Annotated in this window: 17 protein-coding genes; 5 read left to right on the top strand and 12 right to left on the bottom strand. The window is 57.9% G+C overall.

Annotation, left to right across the window (positions count from 1 at the left end; all coding sequences use genetic code 11):
* Window positions 1-63 precede the first annotated feature (63 nt).
* From CJ255_RS16080 to CJ255_RS16055, 5 genes are all read left to right on the top strand, one after another.
* Window positions 64-468, top strand: a complete 405-nt coding sequence (locus CJ255_RS16080) for a hypothetical protein (RefSeq protein WP_097645116.1) — start codon at window positions 64-66, stop codon at window positions 466-468.
* A gap of 113 nt (window positions 469-581) precedes the next feature.
* Window positions 582-920, top strand: coding sequence for a PIN domain-containing protein (locus tag CJ255_RS16075; protein ID WP_217352466.1), 339 nt, complete (start codon window positions 582-584; stop codon window positions 918-920).
* A 217-nt stretch (window positions 921-1,137) separates the two neighbouring features.
* Entirely contained in the window at window positions 1,138-2,100 is a 963-nt protein-coding gene (locus CJ255_RS16070; protein ID WP_097645114.1) for a sodium-dependent bicarbonate transport family permease, read from the top strand.
* Window positions 2,101-2,394: 294 nt separating this feature from the next.
* Window positions 2,395-2,700: a P-II family nitrogen regulator gene (locus tag CJ255_RS16060; protein WP_097645112.1), complete on the top strand. Its 306-nt coding sequence runs from the start codon at window positions 2,395-2,397 to the stop codon at window positions 2,698-2,700.
* A 3-nt stretch (window positions 2,701-2,703) separates the two neighbouring features.
* Window positions 2,704-5,880, top strand: coding sequence for a S8 family serine peptidase (locus tag CJ255_RS16055; protein ID WP_097645111.1), 3,177 nt, complete (start codon window positions 2,704-2,706; stop codon window positions 5,878-5,880).
* Window positions 5,881-6,032: 152 nt separating this feature from the next.
* Here CJ255_RS16055 and CJ255_RS16050 read toward each other — a convergent pair whose 3' ends face one another.
* From CJ255_RS16050 to CJ255_RS23640, 12 genes are all read right to left on the bottom strand, one after another.
* Complete coding sequence (locus CJ255_RS16050; protein WP_097645110.1) at window positions 6,033-8,210, bottom strand: GAF domain-containing protein; 2,178 nt, start codon at window positions 8,208-8,210, stop codon at window positions 6,033-6,035.
* A 171-nt stretch (window positions 8,211-8,381) separates the two neighbouring features.
* Window positions 8,382-9,089, bottom strand: coding sequence for a HEAT repeat domain-containing protein (locus tag CJ255_RS16045; protein ID WP_097645109.1), 708 nt, complete (start codon window positions 9,087-9,089; stop codon window positions 8,382-8,384).
* A 264-nt stretch (window positions 9,090-9,353) separates the two neighbouring features.
* The gene (locus CJ255_RS16040; protein WP_245863492.1) at window positions 9,354-11,510 is read right to left on the bottom strand and encodes a glucosidase family protein; all 2,157 of its coding nucleotides are present in this window, start codon (window positions 11,508-11,510) and stop codon (window positions 9,354-9,356) included.
* Window positions 11,511-11,932: 422 nt separating this feature from the next.
* Complete coding sequence (locus tag CJ255_RS16035; RefSeq protein ID WP_097645108.1) at window positions 11,933-12,415, bottom strand: glutathione peroxidase; 483 nt, start codon at window positions 12,413-12,415, stop codon at window positions 11,933-11,935.
* Window positions 12,416-12,600: 185 nt separating this feature from the next.
* Window positions 12,601-13,098 (bottom strand): HIT family protein, encoded by a 498-nt coding sequence (locus CJ255_RS16030; RefSeq protein ID WP_097645107.1) that lies wholly within the window; start codon window positions 13,096-13,098, stop codon window positions 12,601-12,603.
* Window positions 13,099-13,237: 139 nt separating this feature from the next.
* A protein-coding gene (prfB, locus tag CJ255_RS16025; protein WP_124681973.1) for a peptide chain release factor 2 occupies window positions 13,238-14,348 on the bottom strand; the annotation gives its coding sequence in 2 pieces (ribosomal slippage) (window positions 13,238-14,287 and window positions 14,289-14,348; 1,110 coding nt in all).
* 74 nt (window positions 14,349-14,422) lie between these two features.
* Complete coding sequence (holA, locus tag CJ255_RS16020) at window positions 14,423-15,466, bottom strand: DNA polymerase III subunit delta (RefSeq protein ID WP_245863490.1); 1,044 nt, start codon at window positions 15,464-15,466, stop codon at window positions 14,423-14,425.
* A gap of 18 nt (window positions 15,467-15,484) precedes the next feature.
* Window positions 15,485-16,201: an esterase family protein gene (locus CJ255_RS16015; protein ID WP_097645104.1), complete on the bottom strand. Its 717-nt coding sequence runs from the start codon at window positions 16,199-16,201 to the stop codon at window positions 15,485-15,487.
* A gap of 12 nt (window positions 16,202-16,213) precedes the next feature.
* Complete coding sequence (locus CJ255_RS16010) at window positions 16,214-16,504, bottom strand: hypothetical protein (RefSeq protein WP_097645103.1); 291 nt, start codon at window positions 16,502-16,504, stop codon at window positions 16,214-16,216.
* A 260-nt stretch (window positions 16,505-16,764) separates the two neighbouring features.
* The gene (locus tag CJ255_RS16005) at window positions 16,765-17,454 is read right to left on the bottom strand and encodes a Crp/Fnr family transcriptional regulator (RefSeq protein WP_097645102.1); all 690 of its coding nucleotides are present in this window, start codon (window positions 17,452-17,454) and stop codon (window positions 16,765-16,767) included.
* Window positions 17,455-17,498: 44 nt separating this feature from the next.
* Complete coding sequence (gene argB, locus CJ255_RS16000; protein ID WP_097645101.1) at window positions 17,499-18,284, bottom strand: acetylglutamate kinase; 786 nt, start codon at window positions 18,282-18,284, stop codon at window positions 17,499-17,501.
* 255 nt (window positions 18,285-18,539) lie between these two features.
* Window positions 18,540-19,600, bottom strand: a 1,061-nt coding sequence (locus CJ255_RS23640; RefSeq protein WP_217352465.1) for a hypothetical protein, incomplete at its 5' end; no start/stop codon positions are given.

The following is a 19,600-nucleotide window of genomic DNA, read 5'->3' as shown; positions in this document are numbered from 1 at the left end:
GCAAACACGAATAGATTCGCTATACTCTAGTTAGCTGTTGAGACAAATAAGAAGGAGCATCCAATGACAAGTCTTCAGATTGAATTACCCTCTGATCTCTACGCACGGTTGCAGTCCGAGGCCCAGCGTCAGGGCAAAGCGGAACGGAAGGTGGTTGAAGAGTGGTTGGTTGCCCATTTGACGAGATCAACGACCGAGCCGGTAGTATCAACTTCAATTTCAATACATTTGGCACCTGAAGTGGCAGATCTGCTGAAGAATATGACCGATGCCGATATGATTGTACCGCCGAAAGGGACGCCCGAAGATGCGATCCGCTTACTGGAGGCTTGGAACGAGGAGGATACCGCTCGTGCGGATGACGAGGATGATGATGGAGATGGAACATGGGACGATGTTCTACGCGCAATTGATGCCAATCGCCATTCATCGCGCAAGCTCTTTCCTGAGTTGGAGCAACCACAGTGAGTCGAATCATCTTGCTTGATGCCGGTCCGCTTGGATTATTATCCCATCCAAACAAAACAGAAGAGAGCCTGCAGTGCCGACAATGGGTTAAAGAGATACAAGCCACTGGCGCTATGGTGAGTGTAGCGGAGATCGCCGATTATGAGGTACGTCGTGAGTTACTGCGTGCGCGAAAGAGACGAGGAATTGAACGACTGAATAGCCTAAAGTCTGAATTCGGCTATGTCGAGATTACGACAGCGACAATGCTTCAGGCAGCGGAGTTCTGGGCCCAATTGCGCCAGCAGGGTAAACCAACGGCAGACAATGCAGCCCTTGATGGCGATGTGATTCTTGCTGCCCAAGCCGCGTTACTCATCGGGATTGGACATTCGGTGGTCGTTGCCACCACGAATGTAGCACACCTCTCACGGATGGTTCCTGCCGAAGCGTGGCAGAAGATTATGGCATAGCAAAGAGTTGTTGGCAGGCGGTAGCGCGGTGGCTTCGACTATGCCTACAAACGCCCTTCCCCTTGCACCAATGCATCGCTCAGAGTATGATACAGTGTCACTAATTTCACGTATCCTGTATCCTGTATCCTGTATCCTGTATCCTGTATCCTGTATCCTGTATCCTGTATCCTGTATCCTGTATCCTGTATCCTCTATCCTACCTAAGGGCACCCCCGTGGAGATCATCGAACTCGTTCGGCTCAATCTCTTCTCGCCAATGGTCTTGGCCTTCGTGTTGGGCGTTGTGGCAACGTTGGTACGCAGTGACCTCAAGTTTCCCGATGAAATCTACACCGCGCTTTCGATCTACTTGTTGCTCGCAATTGGGCTCAAAGGTGGTGCTGAACTCTCTGAGACAGCCCTGACTGAGTTTTGGGCACCTGCCTTGATGACGCTCATTTTGGGCGTTACTACGCCGATTGTCGCCTATGTGGTGCTGCGTCGTCTGGGCGGCCTTGAGGTGGCCGACGCCGCCGCGCTTGCCGCGCACTACGGCTCGGTCTCGGCGGTCACTTTTGCGGCGGTGCAGACCTTCTTGCAGGCGTTGGAGATTCCCTACGAGGGCTTTATGGCCACCCTTGTGGCGATTCTCGAAGTACCTGCAATCATTGTGGCGCTGATCATCGCCCGTGTGGCCTTGGGGCAAGGGGGCAACTGGGGCGAGGTGCTGCGCGAACTGCTGGCCGGTAAGAGTATCTTGCTGCTGCTGGGTGGCATGTTCATCGGCCTGATCGCCGGCAAAGCCGGATTGGAACAGGTTGCTCCGGTCTTTGTAGACCCCTTCAAAGGTATCTTGACCCTCTTCCTGCTTGAAATGGGCATGGTAGCGGCGCGCCGCTTCCGCGATCTGCGGCGTGTCGGTTTCTTCCTGATTGCCTTTGGCATTCTTATGCCCATTGTCAATGGCACCTTCGGCATCTGGCTCGGCAGCCTCGCCGGGCTCTCGCAAGGCGGCGCGGTGGTGCTTGGCACCCTGGCAGCCAGTGCCTCCTACATCGCGGCGCCCGCCGCAGTACGTATCGCGCTGCCCCAAGCCAATCCGAGCTACTACCTCACCGCTGCACTCGCGATCACCTTTCCCTTCAATCTGGCAATTGGGATTCCGCTCTACTACGGCCTCGCTGGGTTCTTTTATTAGGGCTAATACCATTTACGATTGCAGATTGCAGATTGCAGATTGCAGATTGCAGATTGCAGATTGCAGATTGCAGATTGTCGAACATGGCGTCCTGATGGGTTTTAGCGTTCTTGATAATGCGGCTGGGGCTCCGCCCCAAACCCCGAGGGCTGCCGCCCTACGACCCGTTGTTGGGGCTCCGCCCCAAACCCCGTTTGTTGTTCCGTGTTGGCGGCTTCGCCGCCAACACGGAACAATAAGAGTTTTTTTGGGGGAGGCGCAGCCTCCCCCAAACCCCCGCCGAAGGAGTAGATCATGCAGAAAACAAGACTAAAATTAGTAACCATCATTACCGAGGCGATTCTGGAAGATCGCATGGTGCGCGAGTTGAAGCAGCTTGGTGTGCGTGGCTATACGGTTACTGGCGAGGTGCGCGGTGAGGGTACCCGTGGCTTGCCGACTGTGGATTTTGATGGCCAGAGTGTACGGATTGAGACCTTAGTAGGCCATGAACTTGCTGATCAGATTATGGCCTATGTTGCCGAAAACTATTTTGCCGATTATGCGGTGATTGTCTATAGCCTCGATGCAGAGGTGCTTCGTAGTGAGAAATATCTCTAGCGCATGACCACTGTCCGTTCATTTGTTACGCTGTTGCTCGTCTTCCTCTTCCTGCTTTATACCTTCCCCTTGCGCGCCCCCTATGCGGCGCAGCACGATGCCCCGTCCCTGATCAGCGAGCCAACTTCTTTACGCCAGACGGTTGCGCTTGGTGCAAACCAAGGGCTTACCTTGTCGTTGCAAAATAGTGGCACTAGCCCCGTCAATCTGCGCCTGCTGCGTGCATTAGGGCATGAAGACAGTCCAACGCTCGCGGCCCCTTCCCTGCCGCCCGCGCTGCCACAGCACAACAAGCCCCGCGTTGACCCTCAGATCGCTCAGGCTCAGGCCGAGGATCCCTTGGGGCGCAGTGAGTTTCTGGTGCTGCTTGAGGATCAGGCCGACCTCAGTGCTGCCTATCTGCTGAACGATTGGTATGCGCGTGGCGATTATGTGTACCGTACCCTCCACGCGCATGCGGCACGCACGCAGGCACCACTACGGGCATTGCTTGATGCGCGTGGGATCAGCTATACACCTTTTTGGATCATGAACGCCCTCGCGGTTCACGGCGATGCTAGTACGGTTGCAGCCCTCGCCGCCGATCTGCGGGTGGCGCAGATTCGTGCCTTTGAAGTGGCCCACTTGGATGCGCCAAGCCCGTCTGTGCCGAGGGCCGAGCTTCAGCAACTTAGCCTCTGCGCTGCCGATGATCAGCATGTCTGCTGGAATATACGCCAGGTTGGGGCTAACCGCGTCTGGAACGATTTTGGCGTGCGCGGCACAGGCATCACCGTGGCAAGCATTGATAGTGGTGTTATGCTTGAACATCCAGCCCTGCTCGCTGCCTATCGGGGCAACCAAGGGGGACGGATCGAGCATCGTTACAACTGGTACGACCCCTATGGATCTGCACCTAGCCCCAGCGATGCGGGTATCCACGGGACCCATGTGACGGGCATTATGGTGGGCCGTGGTACCAGTGCCAGCAATCCGGCCATTGGGGTTGCGCCAGGGGCCAACTGGATCGCGGCCCGCGCATGTTCGGCCCGTGATTGCAACGAAGCAGATATTATCCAAGCGGCCCAGTGGCTCCTTGCGCCTACCGATACCAATGGGCGCAACCCGCGCCCCGATCTGCGCCCCCACATTATTAACAACTCATGGACCTCAGGCCAGGATAATGCTTGGTTTACAAGCTATGTGAATGCTTGGCGTGCCGCAGGCATCTATCCGGTCTTTGCTGGCGGCAATTCAGGCAATACGCGCCAATGTAGTACGGTGCAATCACCCGGCGATTTTCCCAATGTTACGGCGGTAGGCGCAACCGATAGCAATAAGGCGTTGGTGCATTTTAGTAGCATTGGGCCAACCCTTGACGGGCGCATCAAGCCCGATCTGGTTGCCCCTGGTAGTAGTGTGATCTCCAGTGTTGACGATAGTCGCATCTACGCATCGCTCAACGGCACCTCTATGGCAGCGCCCCATGTGGCCGCTGGTGTCGCGCTGCTCTGGGCGGCCAATCCAGCCCTGCTGGGCGATTATGCTGCCACCTACGCCGCGCTCACGCGCAGTGCCGAGCCGATTGACGTCGACAGTCGCTTTGGCAGTGACACGTTTGCCAACTGCCCCGCTGATCAACTGCCCAACAATATCATTGGCTACGGCTTGCTCAATCTGCACGCCGCAGTGGGCATGGTTAGTGTTGATGTGCCCTGGCTCCACCTGGATCAACCCAGCCCAACTCGGCTCGCAGCGGGCGAACGCAGCAGTATCAGCGTTACCCTAGATGCCAGCCGTGTTCCTGGCCCTGGACGCTACCAAGGGCGGATCCTCGTCTACGGCGACGACCTGAACCAAAGCCCGTTGGCCATTCCGGTCACCATGGAGGTTCCCGCCGATCCAAGTCATGCCACTGTGCAAGGCCAGGTCACGCGCAGCAGCGACGGCACACCGCTCAATGCCAGCGTCAGTGTGGCCACTGGCCCTACGGTGGCAACCGATGCCACTGGCAGCTACAGTCTCACCCTTGCGCCAGCGACCAGCCCCTACCAACTCAGTGCCAGCGCCCAGGGCCATACGACTGTCACGAGCAGCCTTACGCTCAGCGCCACGCAGCAGGTTACGCGCAACTTTGCGCTTGAGGAGCAGCAGCCTTCTATTGGTTTTGATCCTACTCCCCAAAGCTTTACGCTGACCGTAACCCAGGTCATCAGCGCAAGCTTTCCCATCAGCAACGAGGGTTCAAGCGCACTCAACTACAGTGCAACAATCCCCAACGAACGCTACGGTGTCTGGCGCAGCGACGAAGCTGACGGCCCAAGCAGCACATGGCGCGAACCTCCCGCCAGCGCCGAGCGTCTCATACCAATCACCCTTGAGCATGCCGCATTATCAAGAACGCGAAAGCCCATTGGAACGCCATGTTCGGCAATCTGCAATCTGCAATCTACCATCGTAAATGGTGTCAGGCTTACCAATGGTGGCACCAGCGCAGCGATCCCACTGGGCTTCAGCTTTCCCTTCTTTGAAAACAACTATGAAGAGCTACGTATTGGCGCTCATGGCCTCCTGCTCTTCGGCCAGCTCCCGAGTGGCGAACTCAACTTCAGCGAGCAGTGCCTACCCCTCAGCGAGACTAGCGGCCCAAGTATTGCGGTGCTCCGCGCCAGGCTCGATCCAAGCCACCCTGCTGCGCGCATCAGCTACGCCCAGCTTAACGTAGGCTTCCTGGTAAGCTGGCAGAACGTTCCGTTAGCCGACAACCCTGATGTGCGGCTCAGTTTCCAAGCACTCCTGCAACCCGACGGACGCATCAGTCTCCACTACGAGAACGTGAGCGGACTAGGGCCAGAGGCGTGGGCCAGTGTTGGTGTCCAGCGCAGCCGCTTTAACTCGCAGAATGTCAGTTGCCGCAACGACCGACCCTTGCAGAACGGATTGAGCATCGAGCTACGCCCGCAGCCCGGCCCCAGCAACTGGATCAGCATCAATACCCCCATTGGCAACCTCGAACCCAACGAGCAAGGCGCAATCGCGGCCCAACTCATGTGGCACAACCCCAGGGGGCAAGCCTGGCCCTTTAGCGCCACCCTCGAAGTGCGCAGCAACGATCCGCAGCAACCGATTGTACGCAAATCGATCCGTGCCCAAGCTGAGGAACCCGGCTACCAGGTGCTACTTCCGTTGGTGGTGCGTTGATCTGGAGGGGGTCAGAAGCTGTCTGAAAAGCTGGGGGATACACGCTGGAGTGCCGGCTTTAGCCGGCTAAAGCCGGCACTCCAACGCCAGTTCATAGACTTTGGCTGAATAGTACCACGGGTAAAGTGACATGAAACCATGCCTTTTTCCGCCTATTCCAAGCGTAACGCCACCACAAAGGTACTGCCTGCGCCTTCGGCACTTTGCACCCAGATACGTCCGCCGTGGGCTTCGATAGCGAGTTTGCAGAAGGTGAGGCCAAGGCCGGTGCCGCGCACTTTGCGCCCGCCGCTCACTTGGCCGAATTTGTCGAAGATGCGCTCGTGGTATTGAGGGGCAATGCCGGGCCCTTGGTCGTTGACCCAGAAGATCAGCCAGTTGCCGGGAGTAAGCCGTTGGAGTTCGATGTGGCTGGGGCTGGTCGTCTGCTCGGGCTGAGATTCTTGGTTGATCTGGACGAAATTTGCCCCCAAGGTGACAACCTTGTCGCTTGGTGAAAACTTGATCGCGTTGTCGAGGAGGTTCTGCAGAACCCGCACCATTTTGTTGCGGTCGGCCTCGAACAAGGGGAGGCCAACAGAGAGTTCTTGGTTGAGGGGGACACGTTGCGCTTGGGCCGAGCCGCGTAGCCGTTCGAGCGTCTGGTCAATGAGGTCGTAGGGCGAAAGCGGTTCGCGTTCGAGGTTCATGTGGCCCTGTTCCAGCTTGGCGATGTCGAGCAGCGTGTTGACCATTTCGAGCATCGATTGGCTGCCTTGGTGCGCGATGCTCAACAATTCCTGCTGCTGTTCCGAGATGGGCCCGCCAAGGCCGCGTTTGACCATCATGATCCCATTCATAATGGCAGTCAGGGGAGCCCGCAGGTCGTGGACAAGCATCCCGGCGTAGTCTTCACGCAGTTGGTGCAGTTCGCGCTCTTGGGAGATGTCCTGGAAGATGGCGAGGCAACCAATCTCGGTGGCGTGGGCATCGCGCACGGTGAGCATGTAGTGGCGGATGAAACGGCGCTGGGGCATAGCCAATTCGAGTTCAAGCACCTGCTGGGTATTGTTGTTTGCGAGCCACGAGGGTATACCGGCACTGGCTGCGCGGGCACGTAGAGCATTGAGCAACTCGGCGAGCGGAATGCCAATCAGCGCCTCACGCGGCACGAGAAAGAGGCGCGCCGCCGCTGGGTTGGTGGTCACCACCACATTATCCATATCGGCCATCAGGATTGCATCATTGGTCGAATCGAGAATCGCCTTCAAACGGTCACGCACGGTGGTGACGGTCTGAAAGAGGCGCGCATTTTCAATTGCGACCCCAATCGTGGGGGCCATGCGGGTCAAGAGTACGGCCTCTTCTTCAGTAAAGTCACCAGCGTGTTTGTTGATCAGCTCAATCACGCCAATGGTATGGCCTTTGACCACAATTGGTACGCAGAGCAAGTTGCGAGTGACATAACCAACGGAGGCGCTCACTTCCTGGAGGACGCGGGGATCGTTGATGGCATCATTGACAATCTCGTAGCATTGGTTCTCGGCCACACTCCAGACCACCCCCTGGCCACGGGGGATGCGGACGCCGAAGAGCTTCTCTTCACCGGCCTCAAGGGTCATGACAAAGACCAGTTCGTTGCGTTCCTGATCGAGCATGAGCAGTGAGCCACCATCAACCTGGAAGAAGGCATTGATCTTCTCCATGACGATATGGTAGACCTCGTGGGTATTGAGGCTGGAGGTGACTGCGGTGGCAATCTGGTTGAGGGTAGCCAACTCGGCGGCACGGCGATGGGCCTCGGCGGTGATGCGAAAGGAGGTGATCGCGGCGGCGAGTTGCCCGGCGAGGAGGCGGGCTTGGGCCACTTCGGCGGGGTTAAAGCTGCGTGGCTGCTGGACACTCGCAAAGACCAGCATGCCAATACAGCGATCCTGGGCGACGAGCGGTAGCAGCAGCAGCGAACAGATCTGCTCGCTACTGAGTAGGGGCAAAAGATTGCGGATCGCATAGCCCACATTGGGGCCAGCCAACTCAGTGCGTACATCAGCAATATAGATCGTCTCGCGCTCAGTAAGCACGCGGCGAATAATGATCGTATCGGCCACCCGAAAGGCGGGGGGAAGATCATTGCGCGGCGGTGAAGTGCTTACCAAACGGGCCGAATCGCCATTATCAGCAAGCAGAATAACGCCGCTATTGGTGAGATCCAATAGACGGGAAAACTCATTGAGGCCGAGCATCAGCAACTCATCGAGGGTCGCAGCGGTCTCAATGGCATCGGTAATCCGCAGGAGAGCTTCGGCGCGAAGATCGTTGCCATCCTCGCAGGGAAGTTGGCCTTGGGTCATAAGAGCTTAGGGAGAGAGGTTTTGAAGAGTAACGGAGGATTGAACTACAGAGGCACCGAGGGCACAGAGGGTTGGTTGTGAGGATTGAACCACAGAGGCACCGAGGGCACAGAGGGTTGGTTGTATGGAGATGGGGAGTTTCACCACGGTGATAGCTCCATCATGATACGATCATCTCTGTGTCCTCGGTGCCTCTGTGGTGAATCTCTCTGTGTCCTCTGTAATGCATCGTTGTTGTTGCAAAAGGGCCAATGCTTGGGCGATATAGTCTGCATGAGTGTTGGACGCGGGACTCTGGGTGAGTTCATCGGCGGCATGATTGGCAACGAGGGCGACGGAAGCACCCCAGGTGGTGATGCGGTTTGGGCCGCTGGCGGCAAATTCACGTAGGGCCGGAATAGCGTCGCGTACACGGAGATCGAGCAGGGCGCGGCAAACCTCGTAGCAGACGTCGGGCGAGGGGTGGCGCAGGGCGGTGATGAGCGGATGGTAGGCGCGGGGGTCGGCAATCTTGCCGATGGCGCGGGCGGCACGGGCGGCGACGCGGGCATCGGGATCGGTGAGGCCAATGAGCAGTTGGTTGAGGGCGCGGGCCTCGCCGACAATCCCGAGGACACGGATGGCCTCGATGCGGAGCTGTTGATCGTTGCCTTCGGCAAGTTTCAGCAGGGCGGGAAGTGCGGGGGCACCAATCACCCCAAGCACCCATGCGGCCCGTTTCCGCGTCTCAGAATCGGAGACGGCTAAGAGATCAATCAGTGGTGCGACGGCTGGTTCACCCAAGACCCCCAGGGTAAAGGATGCCTGGGAGCGCCGGGTATCATCGTCGCCACAGAGATCAGCAATCAGGCTGGTGATGATGGTGTTGTTTGGCTCCATGGCAGAATCCTTTGATGTTTAGGGATGGTTTCAGAAATGGCCTTTCAGCTTTACAGTTGGAGTGCCGACGTTAGTCGGCATCCAGAGGTTGTCGGCGACCTCAGCCGACTAACGTCGGCACTCCGTCGGAGGCCAAACGGTGAAGAATCCTGAATTAGCGTAGGAGTGCCGACGTTAGTCGGCATCCAGAGGTTGCCGGTGACAACGAGCTTTTTGAGTGGCGAAGCCTACCCAAAGCAATAAACGCGCAGCGCCTCTGTAATTCTACCACTCTATGCGCACGTTTGCCTCCCCTCCGGCGAGAGGAATGGCAAGGTAGGGGGTGGTGTTGGTGCTTTCGATGCGTGCTGCGATGCTTTCGCCGTTGAGTGTGACATGCAGGGGCTGGCTGGCTACCTCGGGGGGCAGCAAGATGCGGATGTAGGCGCTCGCCGCGCTGCTGGTGAGATCAAGGGTTATGGCGGAGGCTTCGCGCTGCCAGTGGTAGGCCGCGTAGCCCTCGGAGGCGGCGTAGCGGGCGACGGCGCGTACATCGTGGAAGGTGGGGTCGGCAGCCCAGCGAGGCGAGAGCAGCAGGTCGCTGTAGCGGCTGGCGTTATCTTCAAAGCCAGCGGCACCCTCAAAGAGCGCACCAATCATCGCGCCTGCGCCCCAGCCATCGGTGCCAATGGTGTCGGGCCCCTGAATCCCGGGGCGTCCGTCGGGGTGGTACCAGAGATAGGTGCTGCCGGTGAGCCGCGTGAGGTCGGCGTAGCGGCGTAGGATGTCGAGTCCATAGGCGGCAGCGCCGTGGCGGAAGGCGCCGCGAGCCAACTCGCCACCTACGAGGGGCATAATGCCGCCATTGGTATATTCGCCGGGGTTTTCGCCTTTGCCCCCGGCCATGCCAAAGCTCCCGGCGGGGAAGGGGGGATCGATGCTGTACCATTCGGCAAAGGCGCGTGCGAAATCGCGGCGGGCAAAGTATTCGGCGACGATGCGTTGACCTTGGTTGCGATCAACGCCAAAGCGGCTCAGGGCGTAGGCATTGGAGAGGCTCAGTTGAGCGAGGGGGTCTACGCCAGCCGGGCGAAAGTCGGAGTCTTCGGGGATGAAATGGGTAAAGAAGTGACCGTTCCAACTCAGGCGGTTGAGGCGTTCCATGATGGCCTGGCCCTGTTCGCGCCAAGCCGCAGCCCGTTCGGGGTCGCCAACGCGCAGCTCGGCGCGGGCCAGCAACTCAAGGGCGTGAGCGGTGCCGGTGTTGTCGCCGTGAAACGTGCCCCAGATGGTATCCTCATCGATCCAGTGGCGCGGCGCGGGATCGCCCTCAGGGCTGAGGGTGGTCGGGCCATAGGCGAAATCCCACATATCAATGGTATAGGGGCGACGCACCAGGCCGCGCTCGGCGTCCCAACGCAGCGGATCGCTGGTGATATAGGTGAGGGCACGGCGCATTGGTTCGAGGTGGCTGCGTAGCCACTCATCATCGCCAGTCATCTGCCAAGCCTCATAGACGCCTTGGACATAGAGGAATTCGAGGTCCGATTCAACCTCTTTGCGGAAGGCGGTTACGAAGCGTTCGGGATAATCGAGGACATCGGGCAGGCTGCCGTCGGGCAGTTGGGCAGCGCGGAAGGCATCAAGGGCACTGGTGACATCGGGTTCAAAGTAGCGGAAGCCACGCCCTTGGTAGACGTGATCGCGCAGCCAGATCAGGGGGTTATCGGGGGAGCGGTAGCCACGCAGGGTCTGGCCGCGCAACTCGTAGCTGACTGCGGCCCCATCCATAAAGGCGCGCAGACGCGGGTAGAGCGCATCGAGTTCCGCATCGCCGCTCTGGAGTTCGGTTTGGGCCTCGAGCTGAAAAAGGGCTTGGCGGGCACCGGCTACCTGGCCATCAATCAGCAGGATAGCCCATTGGGGGCCGAGCCAGCCACGGGGCCGGATGCTGCTGGTGGCGCGGCCTTCGCTGATGGTGAGATCGGTGCTACTGGTGGGTTGCAGCCGGGCATCATAGAGGTGCAGGGTCGCGGGGCCGCTATAGCCCGGCACACGCAGCGTGATACTCAGGGGTTGCAGCGGGGCGGCAAGGGCATCGTGACCATCAGCGAGGGCGAGGGAGGCGCGTTGGGGCGACGCGGGCAGGCTGAGCAATTCAGCGGGGTAGGAACTGGCCCAAGCCTCGGCAAGTGGCTCTACAACAGCGCGACGGCCATCCACCGCACTGATCATATGTTCAGCGAAGAACTGCACCTGGTAGTCATCAACCCAGAGGGGCGGCGTTTTGGGGGGGCCAAGAGCCTCAGCCCCGGCACGCCGCCATGCACTGAGGAACGGTTCACGCAGATCATAGGGGCCAACGGCATCGGGGTCGGGAGTGCTACAAGCAGCCAGCAGGAGGCAGAAGAGCAGGAGGCAGAGGGAAATTTTGGTCTTCATGGAGCCTATGTAAGGATACAGAAACGAGAAAATAGAAAATAGGCAATAGCGCAGAAGTAACCCTGTTGACCGTAGGGGCACGGCGTGCCGTGCCCCTACGGTCAACAGCGTGGTTTTTGCGCTATTGCGAAAATAGATTTGCGGCATTGTAGTGCCGACTTTAGTCGGCTGAGGTCTTTGGAAGCGATGGGAAGCCGACAGGCATCGTAGTGCCGACTTTAGTCGGCTGAGGTCGCCGACACCCCCCGGATGCCGACTAAAGTCAGCACTACGACTGTAAAATAGAGATGCTTCGCTTCGCTCAGCATGACAGGCTGCTGGGATACAAAGCTCGTGGGTATGCGTTGGAGTGCCGGCTTCAGCCGGCTAAAGCCGGCACTCCAACGCATACCCACGAGCTTTTCAGACAGCCCCTTAGCAACTCAACTCTGCAAGAGCGCAACAACATCCCGCTCGATCATTTCAGGCGTATCGGTTGGGGCAAAGCGGCGGCGCGTGACCCCGTTACGATCCACGAGGAACTTGGTAAAATTCCACTTAATCGCTTGGCTGCCCAAGAGCCCAGGCTGTTCAGCCTTGAGTTGGGCATAGATCGGGTGGGTATTGGGGCCATTGACTTCGATTTTCGCAAAGATCGGAAAACTTACCTCATAGTTGAGCGAACAGAACTGCTGGATCTGCTCGGCATCGCCTGGCTCTTGAAAGCCAAACTGATTACAGGGAAAGCCCAAAATCTCAAACCCTTCGTCGCGGTAGCGCCGATAGAGTTGCTCTAAGCCAGCATATTGTGGCGTAAAGCCACAATGGCTTGCAACATTCACAATGAGCAACACCTTACCACGATAATCGGCCAAGCTTTGCGGAGTGCCGTCCAGCAGATCGGCGGTGAGTTCGGTAAGCTTCATGGTTCCTCTTTGCTATGCTAGGACTACAGGTGTAGTGTTCATGTTGGGGCTACGCCCCGCCTTAGAGTCTGTCTGAAAAGGGTGCTAGTGCCATACCATGCTACGTGGCACGCGGTGGAGTGCCGGCTTTAGCCGGCTAAAGCCGGCACTCCACCGCGTAGCGACCGACCTTTTCAGACAGCCCCTTACCGCTTGCTAAAACGCGCCCGCAGGCGCCCATAGGTGGTATCGAGGTCTTCAGGGATAATGCGGGTCTGCCCGATAATGGGCATGAAGTTGTTATCACCACTCCAGCGCGGCACAATGTGCATGTGCAGATGGTCGGCGATGCCGGCGCCGGCACTGCGCCCTAGATTCATGCCAAGGTTGAAGCCCTGGGGGTTGTATTCGGCACTAATGATACTCACCGCTTGGCGGGTGAGGGCGAAGAGTTCATTGGCTGCTTCTGGTTCAAGCATGGTGAGATCGCCACTGTGGAGGTAGGGGATCACCATGAGGTGGGCGGGGTTGTAGGGGTAAAGATTGAGTACCACGAAGCAGTGTTCGCCCCGCTGTAGCACAAGGTTCTCGCGGTCATGATCGGGGGGGGCTTCGACCATGCGGCAGAAGACACAACCAGTGACGGGGGGGGCTGTGCTACTTTTGATATAGTCCATGCGCCAGGGGGTAAACTTTGTCTCCATTGACGTCTCCATTTCCCAAAAAATCCTTGTTAGGGATGGTTTGCGGTGGCTTTATCGTTTGCGAAGCTGCGAAGACGCGAGGACGCGAAGCCCTCGCCGCTTCGCCTCACGCATCCTCACAAACTACCTACCACCTATTTTACTCCTCTTGGGTTACACTCCAGCGTAAGAAAGCCTCAATGAAGGAGTCGATCTGACCATCAAGCACGGCATAGACATTGCTGGTCTCATAGTTGGTACGGTGGTCTTTGGCGAGGGTTGAGGGGTGGAGGTAGTAAGTTCGCATTTGGCTCCCGAAGGCGGCATCGCGGTAGGCGCCACGCATGCGCGAGCGTTCTTCGGCTTGGCGCTGCAGTTCGCGTTCGAGCAAGCGCCCGCGTAGTACCCGCAGGGCAATTTCGCGGTTCTGGAGCTGTGAGCGCTCGTTTTGGCAGGTGACCACAATGCCCGTTGGTAGGTGGGTGAGGCGTACCGCCGAGTCGGTGGTGTTGACGCCTTGGCCCCCTTTGCCCCCACTGCGAAACACGTCGGTGCGGAGATCATCCGGCAGAATGACCACTTCGGGTGCGTCGTCCACTTCGGGGATGACCTCAATCCGGGCGAAGGAGGTTTGGCGGGTGTGGTTAGCGTTGAAGGGCGAGAGCCGAATGAGGCGATGGATGCCCGCTTCAGCGCGGGCATAGCCGTAGGCATAGGGGCCGCGCACCTGGAGCGTTGCGCTCTTGATGCCCGCCTCTTCGCCTTCGCTGCGCTCCACTAGGTTGACACTAAAACCACGGGCTTCGGCCCAGCGCGTATACATACGCAACAGCATCTCGGCCCAATCTTGGGCATCAGTGCCGCCCATACCTGCCTGGATGGCGATAAAGGCATCGCCTTCATCGTAACGCCCACTGAGCAGCAGCGCCAACTCGCGCCGTTCGAGTTCACTACTCACCGCTGCCAGCTCACTGGCGAGCTCTTCAGAGAGCGAGTGATCGTCCGCTTCGCTCGCAAGCGTAATCAACTCATCCAAGCTGGTCAACTGATGCTCCAAGCTTGCCCACTGCGTCACATCCTCACGCAAGCGCGTCAGGCGTTGCATCAGTTCTTGGGCCGAACGGGGATCATTCCAGAGTTCAGGGTCGGACGAGCGCTCCTCAAGTTCATTGATGCGCGCCTGTTTCTCCGCGAGGTCAAAGATGCTCCCGGATACGGGTGAAGCGCTCGTGAATCGAACTGAGATGAGTGGTTAATTCTTGCACGGTTATGTCCTTGATGATCTGCTCAAGCTCGCGGATTTTATCCTTCGTACTCTCCCGCGAGTTGACATTGGTAATTGATATTATACCAAACAGACTTCAGCCACAAAGAGCTCCAAGGCGGTTTCGGCCTGGATGCGCCCCGTCTTGGTGGCGAGGTCAAGTTCGAGCAGGCGGGCATGGATGCGGGCCAGTTCGCCCGCTTGAAAGCCACGGGCTTGTTCTTGGGCTTTGCGGATGACGAAGGGCTTTTGGCCCAATTCGGCGGCCATGGCGTCGGGGCGCATGCGTTGGCCGCTGAGTTCTTGCACGCCGATGAGGATGCGTACCTGGCGCGCCAGCATGAAGAGGACATAGGTGGGCGCTTGACCATCTGCGAGCAGCGCATGGGCACCTTGTAGCGCCGGGCCTAAGCGCCGGGCGGCTAGGTGGTCTATGAAGCTGAAGAGGTTCTGCTCTTGGCCGTCTTCGACGAGCAATTCAACGCTGGCGGGCTTGATCGTGCCTTTGTGCCCCACATAGGTAGCCAGTTTCTCCAGTTCGGTTGCGAGGCTGCGCGTATCGTTACCAACCAACTCGATAAGGCGACGGGCGGCGGAAGCTTCCAGTTTGACCCCACGCCGCTGGGCGCGTTCGTTCAACCAGCGCTGCAACTCGTTGCCCTCAAGGGGCTGAAATTCGCGCAGGGTTCCCACCTTTTTCAGATGGGTGAAGAGGATGCTGCGCCGATCCACATCTTCGCGTTCGATAAAGATCAGGTCGCACCAGGCAGGCACACGCTCCAGATAGGCACGCAACTCTTCACGCTCTTTGCCGGCCTTACTCTGCTTGAGCGCATCGCTCACAATCACCAAGCGGCGCTCGGCCAAAAAGGGCATCGCCTCACAGGCAGCCGCGAGCGTCTCCAACTTCAAACGCCGCCCTTCGAGCCGCGTGATGTTGAGATCAGCGACATCGGACGGTACCTGGGCGCACAACTCAGCAAGCGCCTCGCTACGCATCAGTTCATTGGGGCCGTAGAAGAGGTAGAGCATGGGCGCATCCGAATTGTAGATTGTAGATTGTAGATTGTAGATTGCCGAACATGGCGTCCCAATGGGCGTTAGCCTTCTTGTATCATGCGGCATGTTCAAGAGTAATTGGGATCAATCATGGCCACCAATGTAACGCTTCAGCATCTCGGCCCAATAGGGCCAATCGTGGCACCAGCCATCCCAGAGGCGCAGCGCATTGCCGACTTCCTTCTCCCAGAGTTGACTAGAGAGCAACTCATTCGACCAGGCATTGGGGTCGTCGCGCCCAGTAACGAGGATAATATCGGTGCTACGGAGGCGATCAAGCGTCCACGCATCGTTCAGATTGGGCACAAAATCCACCGGATTGTGGAAATAGAGCCCTTGGGTGTAGGTGCTAAAGAAGCGACGCATATCGTAGAGCCCGCTGAGGCCCAAGACTCGATTGACGACGCCGGGGTGGCGTAGGGCAAAGATGACCGCCTCGCTGGCCCCGAAGGAGCAGCCGGTCGCAATGAGGTAGGGATTGGGATTGAGTTGGCGAATCAGGGGCAGCAACTCAGTGAGCAGATAGTGTTCATACTGCTCTTCGCGCCACATGCGCGTATCGGTATCGCGGGTATAGTTGTACCAACTCTCCCCAAAGACACTATCAACACAATAGAGCTGAAACCAGCCCTTTTCAATCTGATCGCCCAAAGCGGCCACCATGCCGCGCTCCTCAAACTCATGGAAACGTCCGTGTGACGTAGGAAAGACAATCACCGGGGCACCGGCGTGGCCAAAGACCAACAGTTCCATATCGCGCCCCAGCGAAGGGCTGTGCCAACGGTGGTAGTTGCGTTGCATGCAGGAAATTCCTTAATAGGGAAAAAAGTCTCCTGGTAGCGCATAAGCGCCACTCAAGGCGACACGAAGGGCTTTCGCTTCACGGGTGACACTACTGATCACGGCCTCCACATAGCCCTCTTCTTGACGCCAGCGCACAATATCACCAGGGCGCAGGTCGTAGTGTTCTGGACGCATGAAGGTGCCAGTACAATTGATGAAGATGGTGCTTTGGTCAACCGTATCAACCGGCAGATCAGTATAGCGCCGCCCATAATGCCGACGAAAGACACTCACGGTCTTGAGGCTTGGAGGTTGTTGCATAGCACAATTCTACTCGAATGGTCTGCTGCGATTGTACGCCCATTTCGCCCTTGGCGCAATGGGCGTTATGTTTAGGGCTGCGCCCATTGAGGTGTAGGGCTGCCGCCCTACAACCTGCTATTGGGGCTACGCCCCAAACCCCGTTGTTTGTTCCGTGTTGGCGGCTTCGCCGCCAACACGGAACAAAAGGAGTTTTTTTGGGGGCGGCGAAGCCGCCCCCAAACCCCCGCCGGGCGGCTTCGTCGCCCCCACCGGGCGGCTTAGCGTAACGCAATGCGCTGCAATGCGGCCACATCCACAAGGGTGAGGCCATCATCTTCGACGCGAATGATCCCGGCTTCGCGCAGTTCGCCCAACGCCTTGGTAATGGTTTCGCGGTAGGAGCCAACCATGTCGGCGAGTTGCTGGTGGGTGTAGCGGACGACACGGAGCGGCGGGCTTGGGGGCAACTCGTGCGTTGTGGTCACCCCGGCCAGACTCAAGAGCAGGCTAGCGAGGCGTTGCGGCACACTCTTGAAGGCAATATCGGCCAGTTTATGCTCCATAGCGCGCAGACGCTGGCCCATCAACTCCATACAGGCCAAGGCTACTGGCGGATAGCGTTCGAGGATGCAGCGCAGCGTAGCGCGGCCAATCAGACCAATGGTACTCTCACTCATTGTTTCGGCGAAAGTATCATGCAGCGATTGCCCAACCAAAGCCATCTCGCCAAAGATCGTCACCGGCTCAAGCAGCATCAAGGTAAGGGCACGCCCTTCAGACGAGAGCTTGTAGATGCGTACCCGCCCGGCACGGAGCACAAAGAGATGCTCACCCACCTCGTTGGGGGCATGAAACACCTGCCCAGGCGGGTAGAGATTGTAGGCGATATGGCGCTCAACCTCCGCCCGCTCGCTCTGAGCCAAATCGCGGAAGATGTCGCCAGTGATCGAATGGGGAGTTGAGTGCATGGTTAGGAGTTAGTAATTAGCATAATATCTGGTGATGAAAGTGATCACCATCTGCCTTCCGCCTTCCGCCTTCCGCCTTCCGCCCTTCTAAACCTCGTGCCACCCGCAGCAAAACCAGCCAGATTGGTGATCCGGGCGGAGGAGGCACCAGCCTCAAGGGCGGCGAGGGCGGCGCGCACTTTGGGCACCATACCGCCATGAATTGCGCCACGCGCAATCGCGCTATTGGTTGCGGTCACATCAAGCTCAGGCACCACCTGCTCATCGAGCAGCACGCCAGGCACATTGCTAATAAAGAGCAACTCGGCCCCACTGAGGGCAGCGGCAATTGCTTGGGCCACCATATCGGCATTGACATTGTAGCTTAAGCCATCGGCCTCCCCAAGGGCCACGGGGGCAAAGACGGGCAGCCAGCCTTGGGCGAGCAGCGTATGAATCGTGGCGGCCTCTACCGTTGTGACGAGGCCAACGCGGCCTAGGTCGGCACCAGCGGGGCGGTGGGGTTCGCAGCGCAAGAGGCCCAAATCGAGGCCACTCAGCCCCAAGGCAGGCACGCCCAACGCGAGCAGACTAGTAACCACGCGCTTGTTGATCGTACCACAGACCACCTGCTGCATTACGGCCATTGCTGCGGGCGAGGTGACGCGCAGGCCATCAATGAACTGTACCGGCAACCCAGCGGCATCAAGCGCAGCACTAATCTCGCGCCCGCCACCATGCACCAGCACCAACGGTTGACCAAAACCTGCCACCGCACGACTCAGCCCAGCGAGAAAGGCGGGATCATCAAGTTCGTTCCCGCCCACTTTGACCACCGTGATACGATCCATAGGGATATGTCCTCACTTAGGAAACAGGAAATAGGAAATAGGAAATAGGAAATAGGAAATAGGAAATAGGAAATAGGAAATAGGAAATAGGAAATAGGAAATAGGAAATAGGAAATAGGAAATAGGAAATAGGAAATAGGAAATAGGAAATAGGAAATAGGAAATAGGAAAGGAGAAGGCACCACTGTTTGATTGCGTTCCTTTGGGGATGGTTTCAGGCTACTTTACCGTTTGGCATCCGACGGAGTGCCGACGTTAGTCGGCTATGGTAGCCTCAAGTTCTTCACCTTCACGGATGGCACGACGACGCTGGTAGAGCAGCGTCATCCAGATGGGCAGCAGCGGGGCGGCGGCGGCGATGGCGATGATCCATGCGGTAGCGGCGACCGCTTGGGCAATCTGTGATTCGCTGCCGAGCAGAAAGAGCAGTGGGAGTGGCCCAAAGACGCCGATGGCCAACGTGGCGGCTAGGGCAGTAGCGCCAAAGACCAAACTGGCACTGAGGAAGGCCAAGAGGTTGCCGCCAAAGCGGTAGCCCACAAGATCAAAACTGCGCTGCAAGGCTGCGGTAAAGTTTAACTCCTCATGGATAAAGGGCTGCAAGGCGTAGATGGTGCTACCATAGACGGCCCCGTTGATCACCAGGCTGGCAATATAGCTCATAATGATTGCGAGCAGCGCAAGCCCAAAGGCCAGGGTTGCCGCCGCGCCACCCAAAAAGCCCACGTTGGCGACCGAGGCAAAGGCGAAGACCCCTACGATCACGAAGAAGTAGAGGATACAGAACCCAATCATGCTAAACGCGCTCGCTACCATGCTAGCTACAATCAGAAACATGGTGCCATAACAACCCATGCCTACGACGCGCAGCAGTGGAATAGCCAAAACCCGTCGCAGACTCACCGGCTCGCCTGCTGCGGCCAAAAGGCTGGCGCGGCTCAATGCGCCCATGATGTAGAAACTCACAGGTATCATAACACTTGTAACTGCAAAAAAGAGCAAAAAGACGGCATCAAAACTCATATCTTCAGTCACAACAAAGAAGATAATCACAACAAGCACCACCGGCAACGCAGCAAGCCCGGCCAGCAGCATAAAGCGCGTAAAGTTGCGCCGGTAGATACCCAAGCCCTCATCGAGCACTTCCATGATGGGGCCAAAGGTTGTTTGCATGCGTTGCATGGTGAGTCCTCGTGTTGGTTGGGGATTGGAGATTGGAGATTGGGGATTGGAGATTGCAGATTGGGGATTGGAGATTGGAGATTGGAGATTGGAGATTGGAGATTGGAGATTGGAGATTGGAGATTGGAGATTGG

The organism is Candidatus Viridilinea mediisalina (assembly GCF_002532535.1).
Classification (GTDB): domain Bacteria; phylum Chloroflexota; class Chloroflexia; order Chloroflexales; family Chloroflexaceae; genus Viridilinea; species Viridilinea mediisalina.
Note: the sequence above shows the minus strand (reverse complement) of the source record. Positions and strands in the feature narration are given on the sequence as shown.

What these genes read in the sequence shown, in the direction of transcription:
- CJ255_RS16045 (WP_097645109.1), bottom strand. Translation starts at nt 9,089, where the DNA reads ATGGAGCCAAACAACACCATCATCACCAGCCTGATTGCTGATCTCTGT.
- argB (WP_097645101.1), bottom strand. Translation starts at nt 18,284, where the DNA reads ATGGATCGTATCACGGTGGTCAAAGTGGGCGGGAACGAACTTGATGAT.
- CJ255_RS16010 (WP_097645103.1), bottom strand. Translation starts at nt 16,504, where the DNA reads ATGCAACAACCTCCAAGCCTCAAGACCGTGAGTGTCTTTCGTCGGCAT.
- CJ255_RS16060 (WP_097645112.1), top strand. Translation starts at nt 2,395, where the DNA reads ATGCAGAAAACAAGACTAAAATTAGTAACCATCATTACCGAGGCGATT.
- holA (WP_245863490.1), bottom strand. Translation starts at nt 15,466, where the DNA reads ATGCCGCATGATACAAGAAGGCTAACGCCCATTGGGACGCCATGTTCG.
- CJ255_RS16030 (WP_097645107.1), bottom strand. Translation starts at nt 13,098, where the DNA reads ATGGAGACAAAGTTTACCCCCTGGCGCATGGACTATATCAAAAGTAGC.
- CJ255_RS16035 (WP_097645108.1), bottom strand. Translation starts at nt 12,415, where the DNA reads ATGAAGCTTACCGAACTCACCGCCGATCTGCTGGACGGCACTCCGCAA.
- CJ255_RS16080 (WP_097645116.1), top strand. Translation starts at nt 64, where the DNA reads ATGACAAGTCTTCAGATTGAATTACCCTCTGATCTCTACGCACGGTTG.
- CJ255_RS16005 (WP_097645102.1), bottom strand. Translation starts at nt 17,454, where the DNA reads ATGCACTCAACTCCCCATTCGATCACTGGCGACATCTTCCGCGATTTG.
- CJ255_RS16075 (WP_217352466.1), top strand. Translation starts at nt 582, where the DNA reads ATGGTGAGTGTAGCGGAGATCGCCGATTATGAGGTACGTCGTGAGTTA.
- CJ255_RS16040 (WP_245863492.1), bottom strand. Translation starts at nt 11,510, where the DNA reads ATGAAGACCAAAATTTCCCTCTGCCTCCTGCTCTTCTGCCTCCTGCTG.
- CJ255_RS16015 (WP_097645104.1), bottom strand. Translation starts at nt 16,201, where the DNA reads ATGCAACGCAACTACCACCGTTGGCACAGCCCTTCGCTGGGGCGCGAT.
- CJ255_RS16050 (WP_097645110.1), bottom strand. Translation starts at nt 8,210, where the DNA reads ATGACCCAAGGCCAACTTCCCTGCGAGGATGGCAACGATCTTCGCGCC.
- CJ255_RS16055 (WP_097645111.1), top strand. Translation starts at nt 2,704, where the DNA reads ATGACCACTGTCCGTTCATTTGTTACGCTGTTGCTCGTCTTCCTCTTC.